The organism is Achromobacter sp. (assembly GCF_049647645.1).
GTDB lineage: Bacteria > Pseudomonadota > Gammaproteobacteria > Burkholderiales > Burkholderiaceae_B > Achromobacter.
Map to the genome: position 1 here is coordinate 37,150 of NZ_JBARYB010000211.1, position 19,153 is coordinate 56,302.

Sequence of the window (19,153 nt, forward strand, 5' to 3'; positions counted from 1 at the left end):
ATGCAACTGCTGGATCACGTCTCCATCGCCGTTTCCCGCCTGGACGCCGCCCGGCCCTTCTACGACGCCATCATGCAGGCGCTGGGCGCGGCCAAGGTCTATGACCGCCCCGATGCGCTCGGCTACGGCGAACGCTGCCGGGCCGGCCACAGCCAGCACAGCTACCTGTCCGTGTTCGCCGACGACGGCGCCACTGCGCCAGCCGCGCGCCGCCACTGGTGCTTCAAGGCGCCCAGCCGCGCCGCGGTCGACGCATTCCATGCCGCCGGCCTGGCGCATGAGGGGCGCGACGACGGCGCCCCGGGCCTGCGCGAGCACTACCATCCGCAGTACTACGCCGCATTCCTGCTGGACCCGTCGGGCAACCGCATCGAAGCGGTCTGCCACGACCCGGCTTAAGCTGTCGCCCGGCTCCCCGGCCCTAAAGGGGACGGGGAGATCAGTCCCATTTGACCTGCGTCAAGACCCTTGATGTTGCACCGCAACATCAGTTGCGGTGTAATGGAGAGGTCAACTCGGCCGGTTCCACTCGGAATCGGCGCGGCGGTTTGCCGCCGCAAGCAACCTACAGGAGATCGCCATGGCCGGATCTGGCAACGATCGCGTACCCGCCCCGCCCTTCAACCCCTGGACGGCGGCCTACGAATACGCAGTGGACGCCTGGCAGCGCGGCGTGCTTTACGCCGATGTGATGCGCCAGCGCGGCAACCAGTACCACGAGCACATGGCCAAGCGCGCCCCGAATGTGCTGAGCATGGAATCCGAACTGGTGCTGGACGGCCGCTGTCTGCCGCGGCCCGTCAACTACGGCCTGCTGCGCATCAAGCCGCCCGAAGGCGTGGAAACCGATCCCATCAAGCGGCCCTTCCTGGTGGTCGACCCGCGCGCCGGGCATGGCCCCGGCATCGGCGGCTTCAAGCCCGAAAGCGAGATCGGCGTGGCCCTGCGCGCGGGCCACCCCTGCTACTTCGCCACCTTCCTGCCGCAGCCCATGCCGACCCAGACCGTCGAAGACGTGATGATGGCCGAGGCGCGCTTCCTGGAAGAAATCATCGCGCTGCACCCCAACGCCGAAGGCAAGCCGGTGGTGGTGGCCAATTGCCAGGCGGGCTGGCAGATCATGATGACCGCCGCGGTGCGGCCCGAACTGTTCGGCCCCATCATCGTGGCGGGCGCACCGCTGTCGTACTGGGCCGGCTGGCGCGGCATGAACCCCATGCGCTACGCCGGCGGCCTGTTGGGCGGCAGCTGGCTCACCGCCATGACCAGCGACCTCGGCGACGGCAAATTCGACGGCGCCTGGCTGGTGCAGAACTTCGAAAACCTGAATCCCGCCAACACGCTGTGGTCCAAGCAGTACAACCTGTACGCCAATGTCGACACCGAGGCCAAGCGCTACCTGAGCTTCGAGAAATGGTGGGGCGGCCACGTCTTCCTGAACGGCCCGGAAATCCAGTACATCGTCGACAATCTGTTCGTGGGCAACCGCCTGGCCACCGCCGGCCTGGTGACCTCGGACGGCATCCGCATCGACCTGCGCAACATCCGCTCGCCCATCGTGGTGTTCTGCTCCAAGGGCGACAACATCACGCCCCCGCCGCAGGCGCTGGGCTGGATCCCCGACCTGTACCAGGACGAATCCGAGGTGCTGGCGCATGGCCAGACCATCGTCTATGCCGTGCATGAGAGCATCGGCCACCTGGGCATCTTCGTGTCCGGCAGCGTGGCGCGCAAGGAGCACCAGGAGTTCACGTCCAACATCGACATGATCGACGTGCTGCCGCCGGGCATCTATCAGGCGGAGATCGCCGACAAGACGCCCGACACGCCCAACGCCGACCTGGCCTATGGCAACTACGTGCTGTCGTTCGAACAGCGCAGCCTGGACGACGTGCGCGCCATCGTCGAGCGCAACGAAGAGGACGACCGCCGCTTCGCCGCCGTCGCCCGCATTTCCGACATCAACCTGGGTATGTACCGCAGCTTCGTGCAGCCCTGGCTGCGCGCCCTGGTGACGCCGCAGTCGGCGGAATGGTCGCAGCGCCTGCATCCGCTACGCCTGCCCTATGAACTGATTTCCGACCGCAATCCGGTGATCGCGCCCATCGCGCAGGTCGCCGAGCAGGTACGCGAGCATCGCCAGCCCGTCTCGCCCGCCAACCCCTTCCTGATGGCCCAGGAAATGTTCTCGAACCTGATCGAGACCAGCCTGAACATCTGGCAGGAACTGCGCGATTCCGCGGACGAACGCACCTTCATGGGTGTGTACGGCTCGCCCCTGGTGCAGGACCTGGCCGGCCTGGGCGCGCGCTCGGGCCCGCCGCGCAAGCACCCGGGCGTATCGCCCGAGCACCGCCGCTTCATGGAAGAGCGCGCCGCGGAACTGCGCTCGCTGATGCTGGAGGGCGGCCTGCGCGTCGCCGCGATCCGCATGCTGCTGTATGTGTCGGGCGCCGAAGGCGGCCTGGACGAACGCAGCTATGCGCTGATCCGCAAGATGCGCGCCGAATCCGACACCGCGCTGTCGCTGCAGGAATTCAAGGACATCATCCGCGACCAGGCCTTGATGATGACCCTGGACGCAGCCGGCGCCATCCAGGCCATACCGCATTTGCTGGAGAGCGCCCCGGCCCCGGCGATCCGCGAAACGCTGGACACCATGAAGCATGTGCTGGAAGCCGCCGAGCCCCTGAGCGAGGCCGCCCGCCAAAGCCTGGATGAAATGGAACGCCTCTTCGAGTACGCCGAGCGCCGCGCGCAGAAGCGCGACGAAGCGCTGCAACCGGCACCCAGGAAGACGCCGGCCAGGGCTAAGCCGGCCGCGCTCAAACAGGCTGCGCTCAAGCCGGCGGCACCGGAGCCGGCCGCACCGCTACGCGCCAAACGCAGCGCCTCCGCCAAACCCGCCGCGCGTCCCGCGCGCAAATCCGCCAAGGCAAAATCCGAATGACGCTGCCCCCCTCGACCCATTACGACAAGCTCATCGCGCGCGCGCAGACGCTGGCGCCGGCGTATTGCGCCATCGCCCACCCCTGCGACGAGCCCTCGCTGTCGGCCGCGCTCGAAGCGCGCGACCTGGGCCTGCTCAAGCCTATCCTGGTGGGCCCCGAGCAGAAGATCCGCGCCACCGCCGCCGAACACAAGCTGAACCTGGGCGATGCCCGCATCGTCGACGCGCCGCACAGCCACGCGGCGGCCGAATGCGCCGTCGCCCTGGTGCGCAGCGGCGAAGCCGAACTGCTGATGAAGGGCAGCCTGCATACCGACGAACTCATGCATGAAGTGGTGGCGCGCGCCACCGGACTGCGCAGCAGCCGGCGCATCAGCCACGTCTTCATCATGGAAGTGCCGACCTATGCGGAACCGCTCTTCATCACCGACGCCGCCATCAACATTTTTCCGGACCTGGAAACCAAGGCCGACATCATCCGCAACGTGATCGACCTGCACCACGGCCTGGGCCTGGGCGAGCCGCGCGTGGCGATCCTCTCCGCGGTAGAACAGGTCAACCCCAGCATCCCCAGCACCATCGAAGCCGCCGCGCTGTGCAAGATGGCCGACCGCGGCCAGATCGCGGGCGGCCTGCTGGACGGCCCGCTGGCGCTGGACAATGCCATCAGCCCCGACGCCGCGCGCATCAAAGGCATCCGCTCGCCGGTCGCCGGCGTGGCCCAGGTGCTGGTCGTGCCTGATCTGGAAGCCGGCAACATGCTGGCCAAGAACCTGACCTTCCTGGCCAACGCCGAAGCGGCTGGCATCGTGCTGGGCGCGCGCGTGCCCATCATCCTGACCAGCCGCGCCGACAGCCCGCGCTCGCGCCTCGCGTCCTGCGCGGTCGCCGCCATCTACGCGCACCATCTGGCCCAGCAACAAGCCCGCCCGCTGGCTTGACGCGCCACTCACAATCCGGAATCACAGCGCCATGACCGATACCATCCTCGTCATCAACGCCGGCAGTTCCAGCATCAAGTTCTACCTGTACGACATCGACGGCGCACAGGAACTGGCCCCGCGCCTGGGCGGCCAGCTCGAAGGCATAGGCACTTCGCATCCAAAGCTGAAGGTGCGCGACGCCGCCGGCCAGACCCTGGTCGAACGCGAGATCGCGCCCAGCCATGCGCCCGACGTGCCCAACGGCCAGGAAGTCGTCGGCACCTGGCTCAGCGGCCACCTCGGCGGCGCGCCGCTGGCGGTGGGCCACCGCGTGGTGCACGGCGGGCCCGACCTGTCCGAACCGGTGCTGGTCGACGACGCCATCCTCGCCAAGCTCGACGCCTTCACGCCGCTGGCGCCGCTGCACCAGCCGAACAACCTGGCGCCCATCCGCGTGATCCGCGAGCGCCGCCCCTGGATCCCGCAGGTAGCCTGCTTCGACACCGCGTTCCACCGCAGCCACTCCGACGTGGCCGACCGCTACGCCCTGCCGGAACGGCTGTACCAGGAAGGCGTGCGCCGCTACGGTTTCCATGGCCTGTCCTACGAGTACATCGCGCAGCGCCTGAGCAAGGCGCTGCCCGACATCGCCGGCGGCAAGATCATCGCGGCCCATCTGGGCTCGGGTGTTTCCGCCTGCGCCATGCATCATGGCAAGAGCGTGGACAGCACCATGGGCTTCACCGCGCTGGAAGGCCTGCCCATGGGCACCCGCCCCGGCCGCCTGGACCCCGGCGTGGTGCTGTGGATGATGGAACGCGGCATGAACCACGACGAGATCGAGCACCTGCTCTATCACGATTGCGGCATGAAGGGCCTCTCCGGCATCAGCAACGACATGCGCGAACTGCTGGCCAGCGACGCGCCCTCGGCCAAGCTGGCGCTGCAGTATTTCGCCTGGCGCGTGGCCGAAGGCATGATAGGCCTGGCCTGCGCCATGAACGGCGTGGACGGCATCGTCTTCACGGCGGGCGTGGGCGAAAACTCCGCCGAGATCCGCCAGGCGATCAGCGAGCACTGGGGCTGGCTGGGCATCAAGCTGGACCCGGAACGCAACGCCCGCCACGGGCCGCGCATCTCCACCGACGACAGCCGCATCGGCGTCTACGTGGTGCGCACCAACGAAGAGCTGATCATCGCCCAGCACACGCTGGCGCTGGTGAGGCAGCGATGAGCGCAGCCCTGCCGCTGGCGGGCAAGCGCGGCCTGGTGACCGGCATCGCCAATGCGGACTCGATCGCCTGGGGCTGCGCCAAGGCCTTCCGCGCCCTGGGCGCGGAGCTCGCGGTCACCTACCTGAACGACAAGGCCCTGCGCCACGTGGAGCCGCTGGCCCGCCAGGTGGACGCGCCGCTGCTGCTGCCGCTGGACCTGACGCGCGAAGGCGAACTGGAGGCCGTGTTCGACAGCGTCGCTGCCGAATGGGGTCAACTGGATTTCGTGCTGCACTCCATCGCCTTTGCGCCGCGCGACGATCTGCACGGCCGCGTGACCGATTGCTCGCGCGACGGTTTCCTGCAGGCCATGGACCTATCCTGCTGGTCCTTCATCCGCATGGCCAAGCTGGCCGAGCCGCTGATGCGCAAGGGCGGCGCGCTATTCTGCATGAGCTATTACGGCTCGCAGATGGTGGTCGAGCACTACAACATGATGGGGCCGGTAAAGGCCGCGCTGGAATCCGCCACCCGCTACCTGGCAGCGGAACTGGGCCCGCAGGGCATACGCGTGCACGCGATATCGCCGGGGCCGCTGAAGACGCGCGCCGCCTCGGGCATCGCCGAATTCGACGCGCTGCTGGATCGGGCCCAAGCCAAGGCCCCTACCCGCAGCCTGGTGTCCATCGACGACGTGGGCGAAGCCACCGCCTGGCTGGCCACCGACGCCGCCCGCCGCATGACCGGGCAGACGATATACATCGACGGCGGATATCACATCATCGATTAGCCCCTGCCGGCGTCACGAGCCTGCAGGGGCCTCATGCACCCTGCCGCTGACTACAGTCCAAATTCTGTCAGCACTGCCTGCGTATGTTCGCCGGTGCGCGGCGCGGCGGCCGGACTGCCGGACGCCACAGGCACGCCGGGCAGGCGAACCCATGGCAAGCTGCCCAGGGCGCCCTGCTCCAACTCGACGAAAAGTCCCGCATGCCGGCTCTGCGGGCAGTCGAGCAAGTCCTCCACGCCGCCAACACGGCTGAACAGAATGTCGTGGCGGCGGAAAACCGCCTCCCAATGCGCCAAGGACTCGCAGGCAAGCGCCGCCGCGACCCTGGCCGATAGTTCCGCGGCCCGTCCCAGGCGGCCCGCAGTGCTGTGCAGCACCGTGTCCTGCCGCCAATCATCGAAGCCAAGCGCGTCGGCCAGCCGCAAGAACATCGCATCGTTCAACATGGCCATGTAGCCAAGCCCGGTCTGCGTCTGGAACTGGCCGGTGGGCGCATTCAATCCAACCGGCTCCTCGTCCGGGAACATCGCCTGATCGAGCAGCAGATAGGACTGCAATGCGGCGCTGGCCTCCAGCATCGACACCTGCACATGCCGGCCGGCTCCAGACCGAGCGGCCCCATGCAGCGCAGCCGCGGCGGCTTGCGCGGCATATAACCCGGTACTCAGATCGATCAGCAATAGACCGATGCGCCTTGGCTGGCCTGCAGTATCACGATTCGCTTGCATCAGTCCTCCATATGCCTGCATCGTCGTGTCAACCGCCGGCAGATGGGCCAGAGGCCCATCTGCGCCATATCCGGAAATCGACACATACACCAGCGCTGGATTGGCGGCGGCCAGGGATTCGTAGCCCATGTTCATGCGCTCTGCCACGCCCGGCCTGAAACTCTGAATCACCACGTCGGCCCGCGCCGCCAGCCCCCGAATAGCACGACGCCCTTCATCAGTGCGCGCGTCCAGCATCACGCTTTGCTTGCCAGCGTTGTACGCCACGGCGATGGCGCTCAAGCCATCGCGCGCACGTCCCATCTGGCGCGCCCAGTCCCCGTCGGGCGGCTCCACCTTGATGACGCGCGCGCCCTGCTGGCCCAGGATGAGGCCACAATAGGGGCCTGCGATTCCCTGGCTCAGATCGAGCACGGTCAATCCTTGAAATGCGGGTGTCGAATCGGCACTGGTCGGTGTTTTCATATGCGTCCTGGTCAGAATCAAAGGTCGAGGATTACCTTGCCGATGGCGCGGCGCGACATGGTGGCATCGACGGCTTCCCGCCAGTGCTCGAATCGGTACTGCGTTATGGCCGGAGGCAGCATGGCGCCCGTCACGACGGCGGCAAGAACGGCATCCATCGCCTCTCGCACGCGGGGAGCGTGGCGCTGCCGCTCGTCATGCAGGCCCCAGCCTATGTACTGGCCATAGTTGAAGCCCATGACGGACAGGTTCTTGACCAGCAGGATGTTGGCCGGAACCTGGGGAATACGGCCGCTGGCATAGCCGACAGTCAACAGCCGCGCGCCCTGCCCGGCGCAACGCAGCGAAGCATCGAACAAATCGCCGCCCACGGGATCGAACACGACATCGGCTCCTGCCGGATACGCGTCCTTGAAGGCGCCAGGCAAAATCTGGCCATCGGCCGGCAAGGCCTGTTCCGCGCCGAGGCGCAACGCCGCTTCCCGCTTGGCGGCGGTGCTGGCGGTGGCAACGACGCGAGCTCCCATCAAGCGGCCGATCTGCACCGCGGCACTACCCAGCGCGCCCGCCGCGCCGTGCACCAGCAGTGTCTCGCCCGGCTCCAGCCGGGCACGCCAGGACAACGCGGCCCACACCGTGCCGCTGGTAATGGGAAGAGCCGCCGCGTGCGCCAATGCCACCACATCGGGCACGGGATAGACCGTAGCGGCGGTGACGACAGCCTCTTCGGCGTAGCCTCCCCAGTCCAACGCGGCCATGACACGCTGGCCAGGCGCCAGATGATCGACATCGGGAGCGACCTCGATGATCTCGCCGGCCACCTCGGTACCCGGGGTGAACGGCAGCGGCGGCTTGCGCTGGTACTTCCCGGCCACCAACAGGCTCAGCGCGTGGCCGACGCCCGCATGGCGCACGCGCAGCCGCACCTGGCCGGCTTGCAGGGCGACGCGCGGCAGGCGGCGCATTTCGAGTTCGCTCCAATGGCCCCAATGCGTACACAGCAGGCCTTCGAAATCTTCCATCGGCAGATCCTCTTTCGCGTCAAAGCGGTCGCAACGCAGTGGGACTTGATCTGATGTCCGGCCCCCATGCGTTCCAAGCTAGTCTAGGCTCGCGCCGGACCACCAACTATTCCCCGTTGGCTAAAACCGATTCCCGCTGAGAATTGCCAGGAATCATCATCGGCAAGGTGCACTTACAATCGGCCGATCACACCCGACACAGGCACGCGCATGCGATTCGAGGATCTGGAAGCTTTTCTGGAAGTCTGTCGGCAAGGGAATCTGCACCGCGCGGCCCAGGTTCTGGACGTGACGCAATCGGCGCTGTCCAAGACGCTCGCTCGCCTGGAGCAACAGGCCGGCCTGCCGCTGTTCGAGCGTACGCCGCGCGGCCTGCTGCCCACGCATGCAGGCCGTAGCATGCAGGCTCATGCGAGCAGGATTTCGCTGGCGGCACGCGATCTGCGCACCGAAATGACCGAGCAACGACTGGCGCGCGCCGGCAACGTCCGGCTCGGCGCCATTCCCTACCTGGTCCCTTCCCTGCTTTCGCCCCTGCTTGCGCAATTCTTCGTCAGCCGTCCCCTGGCGGTGTTCTCCATCGAGACCCACCTGAGCGCGAAGCTCATGGACATGCTGCTAGACGGCGAAAGAGACCTGATTTTCGCGGCACGACCCACTCGCATGCCCGACGGCATCGCATCGCTGCCGCTGCCGCGGCTGACCATGCGGATCGTGACCAGGACCGCGCATCCGCGGCTCGGCGCATTCCGCAGCTTGAGCGACCTGACCGAAGAGCGATGGGCCGTTCCGGCGGCCTCCCTCTATCTGCGCCAATGGCTGGAACAACGCTTCACCGACGCGGGCCTGGCTGTGCCGCGCGTCGCCGTGGAAAGTACCGCTTCGCCCTCTACTTTCGGCGAATTGCTGCGCAGATCCGACCTGCTGGGCATCATGCCTTCAAGCAGCCTGCGCCAGGCCGAAGGCCAGGGCCTCGCGGCATTGGACGGCCCCAACATGACGTGGCAGCATGATCTGGCCGTGCTGTGGCGCGCGGATGGCTATCTTTCACCCATCTGCCAGGACTTCCGCGATGCCGCGGTGGCCTGGAGCCAGGAATCATCCTTGTAGCGCACGGACCCCGGGGCAGACGCTAGCCCAGCGTCGCGGGTGGCGCCTGGCGCCAGCGTTCGATCGCTTCCACCGCCTGTTCCGGACTGCCGAAAATCTTGTCGCGGCCGATCTTCTTGACCAGGCCGGAACGTTCCAGCGCGGTGCGGAACTGGCCGTGCCCGCCCGCCACCAGCAGCGTGATGCCGCGTTCGTCCAGCAGGTGCTTGAGCTCGTACAGGGCCTCGACCGCGTCGGCGTCGGCCTGGGTCATGGCCTCGGCATCCAGCACGAACCAGCGCACGTCGCCCGCCTGCTCGATGATCTCGCGCGCGCGCCGGCGGAAGGCATCGGCGTTGAAGAACCACACCGAAGACTCGAACAGCCAGATCACCGTGCCCGGCACCGGCTGCGCCTCGGGATTCAGATGCAGCTTGCCCAGCACCGTCTCCCCCGGAAGCCGGCCCAGCAAGGCATCACGCGGGTTGCCCGACACATACATCGCATACAGCAGCGTGGCGCCCACCGACACCGCCACGCCTTGCAGCACGCCAAAGCCCACCACGCCCACCGCAGCCAGGATGCCGAACGCCAGCTCGATGCGCGAGATGCGGGCCAGGCGCATGAAGGCGTGGCCGTCGAACAGGCTGACGGCGGCCAGCAGCAGGATGGCCGACAGCACGGCCTGCGGCAGCCAGTACAACGGTCCGCTCAAGAGGCCCACCACCACCGCCAGCGCCGCCGCGGCGGTGACGCTGACCAGCGGCGAGGAACCGCCGGCCACCAGTCCCACCGCCGTGCGCGAATCCGCGCCGGTCACCACGAATCCCTGGAACAGGCCCGCCGCCATGTTGGCCGCGCCGAAACCCACCAGTTCGCGGTTGGGATCCACGTGTTCGCCCGTGCGCGCGGCAAAGCTGCGCGCCGTCACGATGCCGCTGGAGAAGCTCACCACCAACACCCCCGCCGCGCCCAACAGAATGTTGTCCACGCCCTCCAGCCGCACCGGCAGGCTGAGCGCTGGCAAACCGGCAGGGACCTCGCCCACCACGGCGATGCCCAGCCCGGGGAAATTGAACAGCCACGACAACAGGCACGCCAGCACCACCAGCAGGATGGGACCGGGCCAGGTCGGCCGCCAGCGCTTGACCGCCACCAGCAGCGCGCAGGAGGTCAGGCCCAGGATCAGCGTGGGTATCTGGATTTCGGGCAGGCGCCGCGACAACTCCAGGAATGGATGCACCAGGCCGCTGTTGCGCAGGCCCACTCCCGTCAGGCCGCTAAGTTGCGACAAGGCCAGCGTGATCGCCACGCCCGCCATGTAGCCGATCAGCACCGGCCGGGACAGCAGATTGGCCAGCACGCCCAGCCGCAGCGCGCGCGCGATCAGGCAGCCCACGCCCACCGTCAGCGCGATGCCAGTGGCGGCCACCAGACGGTCTTCCGGCGAGGTCAGCGCCATCCCGGTCAGGGTGGCTGCAATCAGCGTGCAGGTGGCGGTGTCGGGGCCCACGATCAGGGTGCGGGACGAGCCGAACAGGGCATAACCCAGCATCCCGGCGATGGCTGCCCACAGGCCGGCCACGGGCGGCACGCCCATCATGGCCGCGTAGGCCAAACCCACCGGCAATGCCACCGCGGCCACGCTCAGGCCGGCAGTGACGTCGCGCCGCGCCGATTCCCGAGTAATGCCGCGGAAGTTGTTGAGGCCGGGGATGAAGCGTAGGTTCATGGTGCTGCGAGGGAAAATCGGGGAGGAAGCGCGCCAGGAGCGGCTGTTTGCGCCAAGGCTACACCAAGCCAGCCGAACCGGGGCGGCCGCCATCAAGCGGCCCGCATGAAAAAGCCGCCCCATCGGGGCGGCTTCGGCTTGGCACGGCAAACCGCTTTACTTGGCGTAGCGGGCTTCCAGCACGGCCACGGCGGGCAAGGTCTTGCCTTCCAGGAATTCCAGGAAAGCGCCGCCGCCGGTCGAGATGTAGCCGACCTGCTCGCCGATGCCGTACTTGGCAATGGCGGCCAGCGTATCGCCGCCGCCGGCGATCGAAAAGCCTGCCGATTCGGCGATCGCGCGCGCCACCACTTCGGTGCCGTTGGCGAACTGGTCGAACTCGAACACGCCCACGGGACCGTTCCAGACGATGGTGCCGGCCTGCTTCAGGATCTCGGCCAACTGCGCCGCGGTCTTGGGGCCGATATCCAGGATCATGTCGTCGTCGGCCACGTCTTCAGCCGCCTTGACGGTGGCTTCGGCGTCGGCGCCGAACGCCTTGGCGCACACCACGTCGACCGGAATCGGCACGGCCGCGCCGCGCTGCTTCATGATGTCGATCACGGCGCGCGCCTGGTCGACCTGGTCAGGCTCGGCCAGCGACTTGCCGATGGACAGGCCCGCGGCCAGCATGAAGGTGTTGGCGATGCCGCCGCCCACCACCAGCTGGTCGACCTTGTCGGCCAGCGACTGCAGGATCGACAGCTTGGTCGACACTTTGGAGCCGCCCACGATGGCGACCAGCGGACGCTTGGGCTCGTGCAGCGCGCGGCCCAGGGCGTCCAGTTCGGCGGCCAGCAACGGGCCGGCGCAGGCCACGGGCGCGAAGCGCGCGATGCCGTGGGTGGTGGCTTCGGCGCGGTGGGCGGTGCCGAACGCGTCGTTGACGTAGACGTCGCACAGCGCGGCCATCTTCTTGGACAGAGTTTCGTCGTCCTTCTTTTCGCCGACATTGACGCGGCAGTTTTCCAGCAGCACGACCTGACCGTGATCGACCTGGACGCCATCGACCCAGTCGCGCACCAGCTGCACGGGCATGCCCAGCAGCTCGGACAGGCGCTGGCCGACCTTGGCCAGCGAATCGGCTTCGGTCAGCACGCCTTCCTTGGGACGGCCCAGGTGCGACGTGACCATGACGGCGGCGCCGGCGTCCAGCGCCATGCGGATGCCGGGCACCGAGGCGCGGATGCGGGTGTCTTCGCTGATGCGGCCGGCGTCGTCGAACGGCACGTTCAGATCGGCGCGGATGAACACGCGCTTGCCGGACAGGGCGCCGGACTTGGCCAGCGCGGACAGAGTGTTGACCTTGGACATATTTGGATTCCTACGATGGGCGTACAAAGGGGACGAACCCATTTTCCGCACTCGCGGAAAACAAATCCGTCCCCTCTATGGACTAGCCGTGTTGCTTACTTGGCCGACATCAGCGCGACGGTGGTGTCGAGCATGCGGTTCGAGAAGCCCCACTCGTTGTCGTACCAGGACGAGACCTTGACCAGGCGGCCCGAAACCTTGGTCAGCGACGCGTCAACGGTGCTGGAGGCCGGGTTGTGGTTGTAGTCCACCGAAACCAGGGGCTCGGTGTTGTAGTCCAGGATCCCCTTGAGCTCGCCTTCCGAGGCGGCCTTCAGGATGCCGTTCACTTCTTCGGCGGTCGTATCGCGGCTGGCCACGAACGACAGGTCAACCAGCGACACGTTGATGGTCGGGACGCGGATGGCGTAGCCGTCCAGCTTGCCGTTCAGTTCCGGCAGCACCAGGCCCACGGCGGCGGCGGCGCCGGTCTTCGTGGGGATCATGCTCATGGTGGCCGAACGCGCGCGGCGCAGGTCTTCGTGGTAGACGTCGGTCAGGACCTGGTCGTTGGTGTAGGCGTGGACAGTGGTCATCAGGCCGTTTTCCAGGCCCAGCTTGTCGTTCAGCGGCTTGACCAGCGGGGCCAGGCAGTTGGTGGTGCACGACGCGTTGGAGATGACGGTGTCGGTGGCCTTCAGCACGCCGTGGTTCACGCCGTACACGATGGTGGCGTCGACGTCCTTGCCGCCCGGGGCCGAGATGATGACTTTCTTGGCGCCGCCCTTGATGTGCGCGCCGGCCTTTTCCTTGGTCGTGAAGAAGCCCGTGCACTCCAGCACCACGTCGACCTTCAGCTCGCCCCAGGGCAGTTCGGCCGGGTTGCGGTTGGCCAGCACGCGGATCTTGTCGCCGTTGACGACCATGAAGTCGCCGTCGACCTCGACGGTGCCCGGGAACTTGCCGTGGGCGGTGTCGTAGCGCGTCAGGTGGGCGTTGGTCTTGGGATCGCCCAGGTCATTGATGGCGACGATTTCGATATCGTGCTTCTTGCCACCTTCGTAGTGGGCACGCAGGATGTTGCGGCCGATGCGACCGTAACCGTTGATGGCGACGCGAATAGTCATGACTGAGCTCCTTTTTACAAAACTTGCTTGACGGTCTCGGCCACCTTGTCGGCGGTCAGCCCGAAGAACTTGAACAGTGCGCCGGCAGGCGCGGATTCGCCGTAGCGGTCGATGCCGACGACGGCGCCTTCCAGGCCTACGTACTTGTGCCAGAAGGCGGTGATGCCGGCTTCGACAGCCACTCGGGGCAGGCCTTTGGGCAGCACGGATTGCTTCCAGGCGGCGTCCTGGCGGTCGAACACGTCGGTGCTGGGCATGGAGACCACGCGCACGGCGACGCCTTCCTTGGCCAGTTGCGCCTGCGCGTCCAACGCGATGGCGACTTCCGAGCCGGTGGCGATGATGACGGCGCGGGCGCCTTCGGCATCGCGCAGCACGTAGCCGCCGCGGGCGATGGCCTCGACGGTGGCGGCGTCGCGCGGCACGAACGGCAGGTTCTGGCGCGACAGCAACAGGGCCGTCGGGCCGCCGTCATGCACGTCCATGCCGATGCTGGTCGGGCGCGTCACGGCCGCGTTCCAAGCGACAGCGGTTTCAGCCGTATCGCAAGGACGCCACAGCGACAGGTTGGGAATCAGGCGCAGGCTGGAGGCGTGCTCGATCGACTGGTGGGTCGGGCCGTCTTCGCCCAGGCCGATGGAGTCGTGGGTGAACACGTGGACCACGCGCTGCTTCATCAGCGCAGCCATGCGGATGGCGTTGCGCGAGTAGTCGGAGAACGTCAGGAACGTGCCGCCGAACGGCAGGTAGCCGCCATGCAGGGCCACGCCGTTCATGATGGCGGCCATGCCGAATTCGCGCACGCCGTAGTTGATGTGGCGGCCGAACTGGATGCCGTGGTCGCCGGCGCGAACGGCGGCAACGCCCTTCCAGTCGGTGAAGTTGGAGCCGGTCAGGTCGGCCGAGCCGCCCAGCATTTCCGGCAGCACCGGCGCCAGCGCGGTGATCGCGAACTGCGACGCCTTGCGGGTGGCGACGGTTTCGGCCTTTTCCAGCGTGGCGTCCAGGAACGCCTTGAACTGTTCGGCGTAGCCGGCGGGCATTTCGCCCTTCATGCGGCGCGTGAATTCGGCGGCTTCGGCCGGGAATTCGGCGGCGTAGGCGTCAAATGCCGACTGCCATTCGGCCTGGGCGGCGGCGCCCTGCTTGCGGCCATCCCAGCCGTCGTAGATCTCTTGCGGAATCTGGAACGGTTCCGACGACCAGCCCAGGGCGGCGCGGGTGGCGGCGATTTCGTCCTTGCCCAGCGGCGCGCCGTGCACATTGTGCGTGCCGGCCATGTTGGGCGAACCCTTGCCGATCACGGTGCGGCAGACGATCAGCGTGGGCTTTTCCGATTGCTTGCGCGCGGCCTTGATGGCGGCGTCCACGGCGGCGACGTCATGGCCGTCCACGCCACGGATCACGTTCCAGCCGTAGCCTTCGAAGCGCTTGGCGGTGTCGTCGGCGAACCAGTGTTCGACGTGGCCGTCGATGGAAATGCCGTTGTCGTCATACAGCACCACCAGCTTGCCCAGCTTGAGCGTGCCGGCCAGCGAGCACACTTCATGCGAGATGCCTTCCATCAGGCAGCCGTCGCCGGTGAAGGTGTAGGTGTGATGGTCGACCAGCGTATGGCCAGGCTTGTTGAACTCGGCGGCCAGCAGCGCTTCGGCCAGCGCCATGCCCACGGCATTGCCCAGGCCCTGGCCCAACGGGCCGGTGGTCGTTTCCACGCCCGGGGTGATGCCCACTTCGGGGTGGCCCGGCGTCTTGGAATGCAGCTGACGGAAATTCTTCAGTTCTTCGATCGGCAGGTCGTAGCCGGTCAGGTGCAGCAAGGCATAGATCAGCATCGAGCCGTGGCCGTTGGACAGCACGAAGCGGTCGCGGTTGGCCCAGGCGGGATCCTTGGGATTGTGACGCAGGTTGCCGGCCCACAAGGCTTGGGCGATTTCCGCCATGCCCATGGGAGCACCCGGATGCCCGGAGTTCGCTTGTTGCACGGCGTCCATCGCGAGGGCGCGGATGGCATCCGCCAAGGCAAGTTTAGGGGCGGTCGGATTGCTCATTCGGAAGGCTCTTTGAAGCTGGCGTGCCTACGATCGAAATAGGGGCCAGTTGAGTAGGTTGCGAAGCAAGGGATTTTAGCATCCGGGGGTTTCCCCCACGCCATCGGCCAGAAGGCGGCCCCATGCTAGGCTAGCTGCCCTTCGCGCAAGTGCCCCCACGGGGGGCAAAATAGTCCTTCTTCCCCTCAAACCGTAAGCACACATTCATGTCAGCCCCCCGCTTCTTCTGCGACATTCCCCTGACCGCCGGCGCCCGCGTGGCGTTGCCGGAGGCCCTGGCGCACCATGCGCTGCGGGTGCTGCGGCTGCGCGCGGGCGAAGCCGTGGCGCTGTTCAATGGCCAGGGCGGCGAGTATCCCGCCACGCTCGAGGTGGACGGCAAGGCCGGCTTTGCCCAGTTGGGCGACTTCTCTTCCCGCGAGGCCGAGCTGGCCGGGCGTGTCACGCTGGTGCAGGGGCTGCCATCCGGGGACAAGATGGACTGGGTGGTGGAAAAGGCCGTGGAACTGGGCGCCGCGCGCGTCAGCCCCATCGCCGCCCAGCGCAGCGTGCTGCAGCTGTCAGGCCCCCGGCTCGACAAGCGCGTGGCGCATTGGCAGCGCATCGCGCAATCCGCCAGCGAACAATGCGGCCGCAACCGGCTGATGGCCGTCGACGCCCCGCTCACGCTGGCCGAGTGGCTGCAACAGCCGGCTGACGGCCTGCGCCTGCTGTGCCACCCGGAAGCGCAGGACGATCTTGCCGGCACGCTGCGGGCCGCGCCCGGCCTGCGGGAGTTGACCCTGCTGGTGGGCCCGGAAGGCGGATGGTCGGACAAGGAATTGGCGCTGGCCCGCGAGGCCGGCGTGCAGGCCGTGCGCTTCGGCCCCCGGGTGCTGCGCACCGAGACCGCGGGGCTGGCGCTGCTGTCGGCGGCCAGCGCGCTGCTGGCCTGGTAGGACTGCTGGATCAGTGGTCTTCGCCGTAGGGCGCTGCCGCCACCCCGGGCTCGGGGTCCGGATGGCGTCCGGCATGTTCGATGACATACGAAAAAATGCGACCGTTTTCGCGGGCGAAATCCGCGGCGTCGGAGCAAACGGTTTCGATGCGGCCGGCGTCTTCTTCCAGCGCCGGATCGCCCGAATGCAGCTTGTACAGCCACAGCACCACCCCGGTCTTGTGGTCCAGCACGGTGTCGCACAGGCAGTCGTAGAGGGCGTCCAGGTTGCCGCCGAAGTATTCGGGGAAATCGACCGCCTTGACGATGGCGCGCAGCACTGCGGAACGGCTGCGGGCAGGATCGCAATTGGCGACGAACAGGGCCAGGCCAAGCTCATGGGCGGCATCCACCACGGCCTTCTTGTCCAGCCCGTCATGGGCCAGCGCACCGCCGCGCAGCAGCTGCCGCTGCAGAGTAGATTGGCCATTGCGCGTCATGCCTGAGCCCCCTTGAAAAAGGCGATCACTTCGTCGTTACGCTGCATCGTATCGGCATAACCCAGTTCAATCAATCGCTTGGTGTAGCTGGATTCAAATAAGAGGTAGGACATCAGTGACCCGCCGCCAGGACGGTCTGGGTCGGACGATACACCGAGTACGCGGAAAAGGGCACGGGCCTGGGCCGGCATATCCTGCAAATGTTCCAGCGCCATGACATCCAGCGACTGGCTGGGGGTGATCGTCAGAACCTCGATGCGGCGCGCATGGCCCTGCGCGCCGTCCGCGCTGGACTGGTCCATCAGGAAGTTGATGCGCTCCAGGCGCTCGACGTCGGCCGACAGGCCATCCAGGAAGATGCTGGCCAGCGCATGCCCGCCGACCTGGGCCAGCGAGGGGTAAGGCGGCGAGTCCTCGCGGTTTTCAGGGTGGGTTTCGTCGCGGAAACCCGTGCCGATCACCAGCACCCGATGCGCGCCCAGATGAATGGCCGGGCTGATGGGCGCTAGCTGGCGCATCGAGCCGTCGCCGCACCACTCCCCCTTGCCGTGCACCTGCACCTGGCGGGCCGGAAAGACGAAGGGGATGGCGGACGAAGCCATCAGGTGATCGATGCCGATGGGCGTGGGTAGCGCCAGCCGCAGATAGCGATGCCAGGGCTCGATGGGCGTGTGCGCCTGATAGAAGGTCAGATGCTCGCCGCTGGTGTAGCCCGAGGCCGTGATCGCCAGCGCCGACAGCGCGCCGCTTTCAAGATTGGTGCGCAGGTGCTGAAAGTCCAGCACCCGTTCCAGCAAGCCCTGCATGGGACTGTTGTCCAACAGCGAGTGGGGTCGCTTGCGCGTCAGGCCCGAGTACATCCACCCCAACGACAACAGGCCCAGCCAGCGCACCCCGGTGCGTATCAGGCCGGGCGCGTCGGCCCGGTAGATCATGTCGGTATTCAGGGAGGACCACAGCCGGCGGATGCGGCGCACGCCCAGATGGGGCCGGTCGGCGCGGCAGGCCAGCGCGGCGGCATTGATGGCGCCGGCGGAGGTGCCGCAGATGATGTGGAAAGGATTTTGAAAGCGCGAGTGCCAGTCCGGATCCAGCAGCTCCATGATGGCGCTGAGCACGCCTACCTGATAGGCGGCGCGGGCGCCGCCTCCGGTCAGGACCAGGCCGGTCGGCGTGCGCGGGCACGCCGGACCGGATGGCGTTACTTCAACGCGGCGTATTGACATCGACCACCGTCATCGCGGTCATGTTGACGATGCGGCGCACGGTGGAGCTGGAGGTCAGGATGTGCACCGGCGCATTCGCGCCCAGCAGGAACGGACCCACCGCCACGTTGCTGCCGGCGGCCGTCTTCAGCAGGTTGTAGGCGATGTTGCCCGAATCCACGTTCGGGCATACCAGCAGGTTGGCCTGGCCCTTGAGCGTGGACGACGGCAGGATGCGCATGCGCAGCGCTTCGTCCAGCGCGCAGTCGCCGTGCATCTCGCCGTCGATCTCCAGGTCCGGCGCGGCCTGGCGCACCAGCTCCAGCGCGCGGCGCATCTTCGCGCCCGAGGCCGAGCTGCCCGAACCGAAGTTCGAACGCGACAGCAGCGCGATCTTGGGCGCCAGATACATGCGGCGCATCTCGTTGGCGGCGGCGATGGTGAATTCCGCGATCTGCTCGGCCGAGGGTTCGTCGTTGACGTGCGTATCCACCAGCACCACCGTGCGCTCGTTGAGCAGCAGGATGTTCATGGCGGCGTACACATTGTGGCCAGGACGACGGCCAATGACCTCGTCCACGAAGCGCAAGTGGTCGTGGTAGGCGCCCACCGAACCGCAGACCATGCCGTCGGCATCGCCCAGGCGCACCATCATCGCGCCGATCAGGGTCATGCGGCGGCGCATTTCCACGCGCGCCATTTCCTTGGTGATGCCGCGGCGGCACATCAGTTCCCAGTACGTGGTCCAGTACTGGTGGAAGCGCTCGTCGTATTCCGGGTTGGTGACTTCGACGTCCTCGCCCAGGCGCAGGCGCAGGCCCAGCTTTTCGATGCGGGTCAGCAGCACCGACGGGCGGCCCACCAGGATGGGACGGGCCAGGCCTTCGTCCACGATCACCTGCACCGCGCGCAGCACGCGTTCGTCCTCGCCTTCGGCAAACACGATGCGCGCCGGGCCGCCCTCGCGCACGATGCGCTTGGACGCCGAGAACAGCGGCTTCATGAAGGCGCCGGAGTGGTACACGAACTGCTGCAGCTGCTCTTCGTAGGCTTCCAGGTCCGCCAGCGGACGCGTGGCCACGCCGCCTTCCATCGCCGCCTTGGCCACT

16 protein-coding genes are annotated in these 19,153 nt (G+C 67.2%); 7 read left to right on the top strand and 9 right to left on the bottom strand.

The window, feature by feature from the left end:
* The 5 genes from WBB14_RS24885 to fabI all read left to right on the top strand — a co-directional run bounded on the left by WBB14_RS24885 (position 1) and on the right by fabI (position 5,877).
* A complete protein-coding gene (locus WBB14_RS24885) occupies positions 1-399 on the top strand; it encodes a VOC family protein (RefSeq protein WP_424242130.1) in 399 nt (132 codons plus the stop codon).
* A gap of 181 nt (positions 400-580) precedes the next feature.
* Complete coding sequence (locus WBB14_RS24890) at positions 581-2,950, top strand: DUF3141 domain-containing protein (RefSeq protein WP_424242131.1); 2,370 nt, start codon at positions 581-583, stop codon at positions 2,948-2,950.
* A complete protein-coding gene (locus WBB14_RS24895; RefSeq protein WP_424242132.1) occupies positions 2,947-3,891 on the top strand; it encodes a phosphate acetyltransferase in 945 nt (314 codons plus the stop codon). The genes WBB14_RS24890 and WBB14_RS24895 overlap by 4 nt, the downstream gene beginning before the upstream one ends.
* Before the next feature lie 31 nt (positions 3,892-3,922).
* Positions 3,923-5,107 carry an acetate/propionate family kinase gene (locus WBB14_RS24900; RefSeq protein WP_424242133.1) on the top strand — a complete coding sequence of 395 codons (1,185 nt, stop codon included), beginning with the start codon at positions 3,923-3,925 and terminating at the stop codon, positions 5,105-5,107.
* Positions 5,104-5,877 carry an enoyl-ACP reductase FabI gene (gene fabI, locus WBB14_RS24905; RefSeq protein ID WP_424242134.1) on the top strand — a complete coding sequence of 258 codons (774 nt, stop codon included), beginning with the start codon at positions 5,104-5,106 and terminating at the stop codon, positions 5,875-5,877. The genes WBB14_RS24900 and fabI overlap by 4 nt, the downstream gene beginning before the upstream one ends.
* Before the next feature lie 50 nt (positions 5,878-5,927).
* Here fabI and WBB14_RS24910 read toward each other — a convergent pair whose 3' ends face one another.
* Both WBB14_RS24910 and WBB14_RS24915 read right to left on the bottom strand, forming a co-directional pair.
* Complete coding sequence (locus tag WBB14_RS24910; protein ID WP_424242135.1) at positions 5,928-7,070, bottom strand: CaiB/BaiF CoA transferase family protein; 1,143 nt, start codon at positions 7,068-7,070, stop codon at positions 5,928-5,930.
* A 17-nt stretch (positions 7,071-7,087) separates the two neighbouring features.
* Positions 7,088-8,092: an NADPH:quinone oxidoreductase family protein gene (locus WBB14_RS24915; protein WP_424242136.1), complete on the bottom strand. Its 1,005-nt coding sequence runs from the start codon at positions 8,090-8,092 to the stop codon at positions 7,088-7,090.
* A gap of 210 nt (positions 8,093-8,302) precedes the next feature.
* Here WBB14_RS24915 and WBB14_RS24920 point away from each other — a divergent pair, with 210 nt between their 5' ends.
* A complete protein-coding gene (locus WBB14_RS24920; protein WP_424242137.1) occupies positions 8,303-9,202 on the top strand; it encodes a LysR family transcriptional regulator in 900 nt (299 codons plus the stop codon).
* A gap of 22 nt (positions 9,203-9,224) precedes the next feature.
* Here the strand turns inward: WBB14_RS24920 and WBB14_RS24925 are convergent, their stop codons facing one another.
* From WBB14_RS24925 to tkt, 4 genes are all read right to left on the bottom strand, one after another.
* Complete coding sequence (locus WBB14_RS24925) at positions 9,225-10,913, bottom strand: SulP family inorganic anion transporter (protein WP_424242138.1); 1,689 nt, start codon at positions 10,911-10,913, stop codon at positions 9,225-9,227.
* Between the two features lie 156 nt (positions 10,914-11,069).
* A complete protein-coding gene (locus tag WBB14_RS24930; RefSeq protein WP_332011356.1) occupies positions 11,070-12,266 on the bottom strand; it encodes a phosphoglycerate kinase in 1,197 nt (398 codons plus the stop codon).
* Between the two features lie 95 nt (positions 12,267-12,361).
* Positions 12,362-13,372 carry a type I glyceraldehyde-3-phosphate dehydrogenase gene (gene gap / locus WBB14_RS24935; RefSeq protein WP_013395726.1) on the bottom strand — a complete coding sequence of 337 codons (1,011 nt, stop codon included), beginning with the start codon at positions 13,370-13,372 and terminating at the stop codon, positions 12,362-12,364.
* Between the two features lie 14 nt (positions 13,373-13,386).
* Positions 13,387-15,423, bottom strand: coding sequence for a transketolase (tkt, locus tag WBB14_RS24940; protein WP_424242139.1), 2,037 nt, complete (start codon positions 15,421-15,423; stop codon positions 13,387-13,389).
* 206 nt (positions 15,424-15,629) lie between these two features.
* Between tkt and WBB14_RS24945 the strand changes: the two genes are divergently transcribed.
* Positions 15,630-16,361 (top strand): 16S rRNA (uracil(1498)-N(3))-methyltransferase, encoded by a 732-nt coding sequence (locus WBB14_RS24945; protein WP_424242140.1) that lies wholly within the window; start codon positions 15,630-15,632, stop codon positions 16,359-16,361.
* A 10-nt stretch (positions 16,362-16,371) separates the two neighbouring features.
* Here the strand turns inward: WBB14_RS24945 and WBB14_RS24950 are convergent, their stop codons facing one another.
* From WBB14_RS24950 to WBB14_RS24960, 3 genes are all read right to left on the bottom strand, one after another.
* On the bottom strand, positions 16,372-16,839 hold the full coding sequence (locus WBB14_RS24950) for a barstar family protein (RefSeq protein ID WP_332015934.1): 468 nt from the start codon (positions 16,837-16,839) through the stop codon (positions 16,372-16,374).
* Positions 16,836-18,065 carry a patatin-like phospholipase family protein gene (locus tag WBB14_RS24955; protein ID WP_424242141.1) on the bottom strand — a complete coding sequence of 410 codons (1,230 nt, stop codon included), beginning with the start codon at positions 18,063-18,065 and terminating at the stop codon, positions 16,836-16,838. The genes WBB14_RS24950 and WBB14_RS24955 overlap by 4 nt, the downstream gene beginning before the upstream one ends.
* A partial coding sequence (locus WBB14_RS24960) for a phosphate acyltransferase (protein WP_424242142.1) occupies positions 18,046-19,153 on the bottom strand: 1,108 nt, incomplete at its 5' end. The genes WBB14_RS24955 and WBB14_RS24960, both read right to left, overlap by 20 nt.

Coding starts and splice junctions, on each gene's coding strand:
- WBB14_RS24885 (WP_424242130.1), top strand. CDS start 1: ATGCAACTGCTGGATCACGTCTCCATCGCCGTTTCCCGCCTGGACGCC.
- WBB14_RS24890 (WP_424242131.1), top strand. CDS start 581: ATGGCCGGATCTGGCAACGATCGCGTACCCGCCCCGCCCTTCAACCCC.
- WBB14_RS24895 (WP_424242132.1), top strand. CDS start 2,947: ATGACGCTGCCCCCCTCGACCCATTACGACAAGCTCATCGCGCGCGCG.
- WBB14_RS24900 (WP_424242133.1), top strand. CDS start 3,923: ATGACCGATACCATCCTCGTCATCAACGCCGGCAGTTCCAGCATCAAG.
- fabI (WP_424242134.1), top strand. CDS start 5,104: ATGAGCGCAGCCCTGCCGCTGGCGGGCAAGCGCGGCCTGGTGACCGGC.
- WBB14_RS24910 (WP_424242135.1), bottom strand. CDS start 7,070: ATGAAAACACCGACCAGTGCCGATTCGACACCCGCATTTCAAGGATTG.
- WBB14_RS24915 (WP_424242136.1), bottom strand. CDS start 8,092: ATGGAAGATTTCGAAGGCCTGCTGTGTACGCATTGGGGCCATTGGAGC.
- WBB14_RS24920 (WP_424242137.1), top strand. CDS start 8,303: ATGCGATTCGAGGATCTGGAAGCTTTTCTGGAAGTCTGTCGGCAAGGG.
- WBB14_RS24925 (WP_424242138.1), bottom strand. CDS start 10,913: ATGAACCTACGCTTCATCCCCGGCCTCAACAACTTCCGCGGCATTACT.
- WBB14_RS24930 (WP_332011356.1), bottom strand. CDS start 12,266: ATGTCCAAGGTCAACACTCTGTCCGCGCTGGCCAAGTCCGGCGCCCTG.
- gap (WP_013395726.1), bottom strand. CDS start 13,372: ATGACTATTCGCGTCGCCATCAACGGTTACGGTCGCATCGGCCGCAAC.
- tkt (WP_424242139.1), bottom strand. CDS start 15,423: ATGAGCAATCCGACCGCCCCTAAACTTGCCTTGGCGGATGCCATCCGC.
- WBB14_RS24945 (WP_424242140.1), top strand. CDS start 15,630: ATGTCAGCCCCCCGCTTCTTCTGCGACATTCCCCTGACCGCCGGCGCC.
- WBB14_RS24950 (WP_332015934.1), bottom strand. CDS start 16,839: ATGACGCGCAATGGCCAATCTACTCTGCAGCGGCAGCTGCTGCGCGGC.
- WBB14_RS24955 (WP_424242141.1), bottom strand. CDS start 18,065: ATGTCAATACGCCGCGTTGAAGTAACGCCATCCGGTCCGGCGTGCCCG.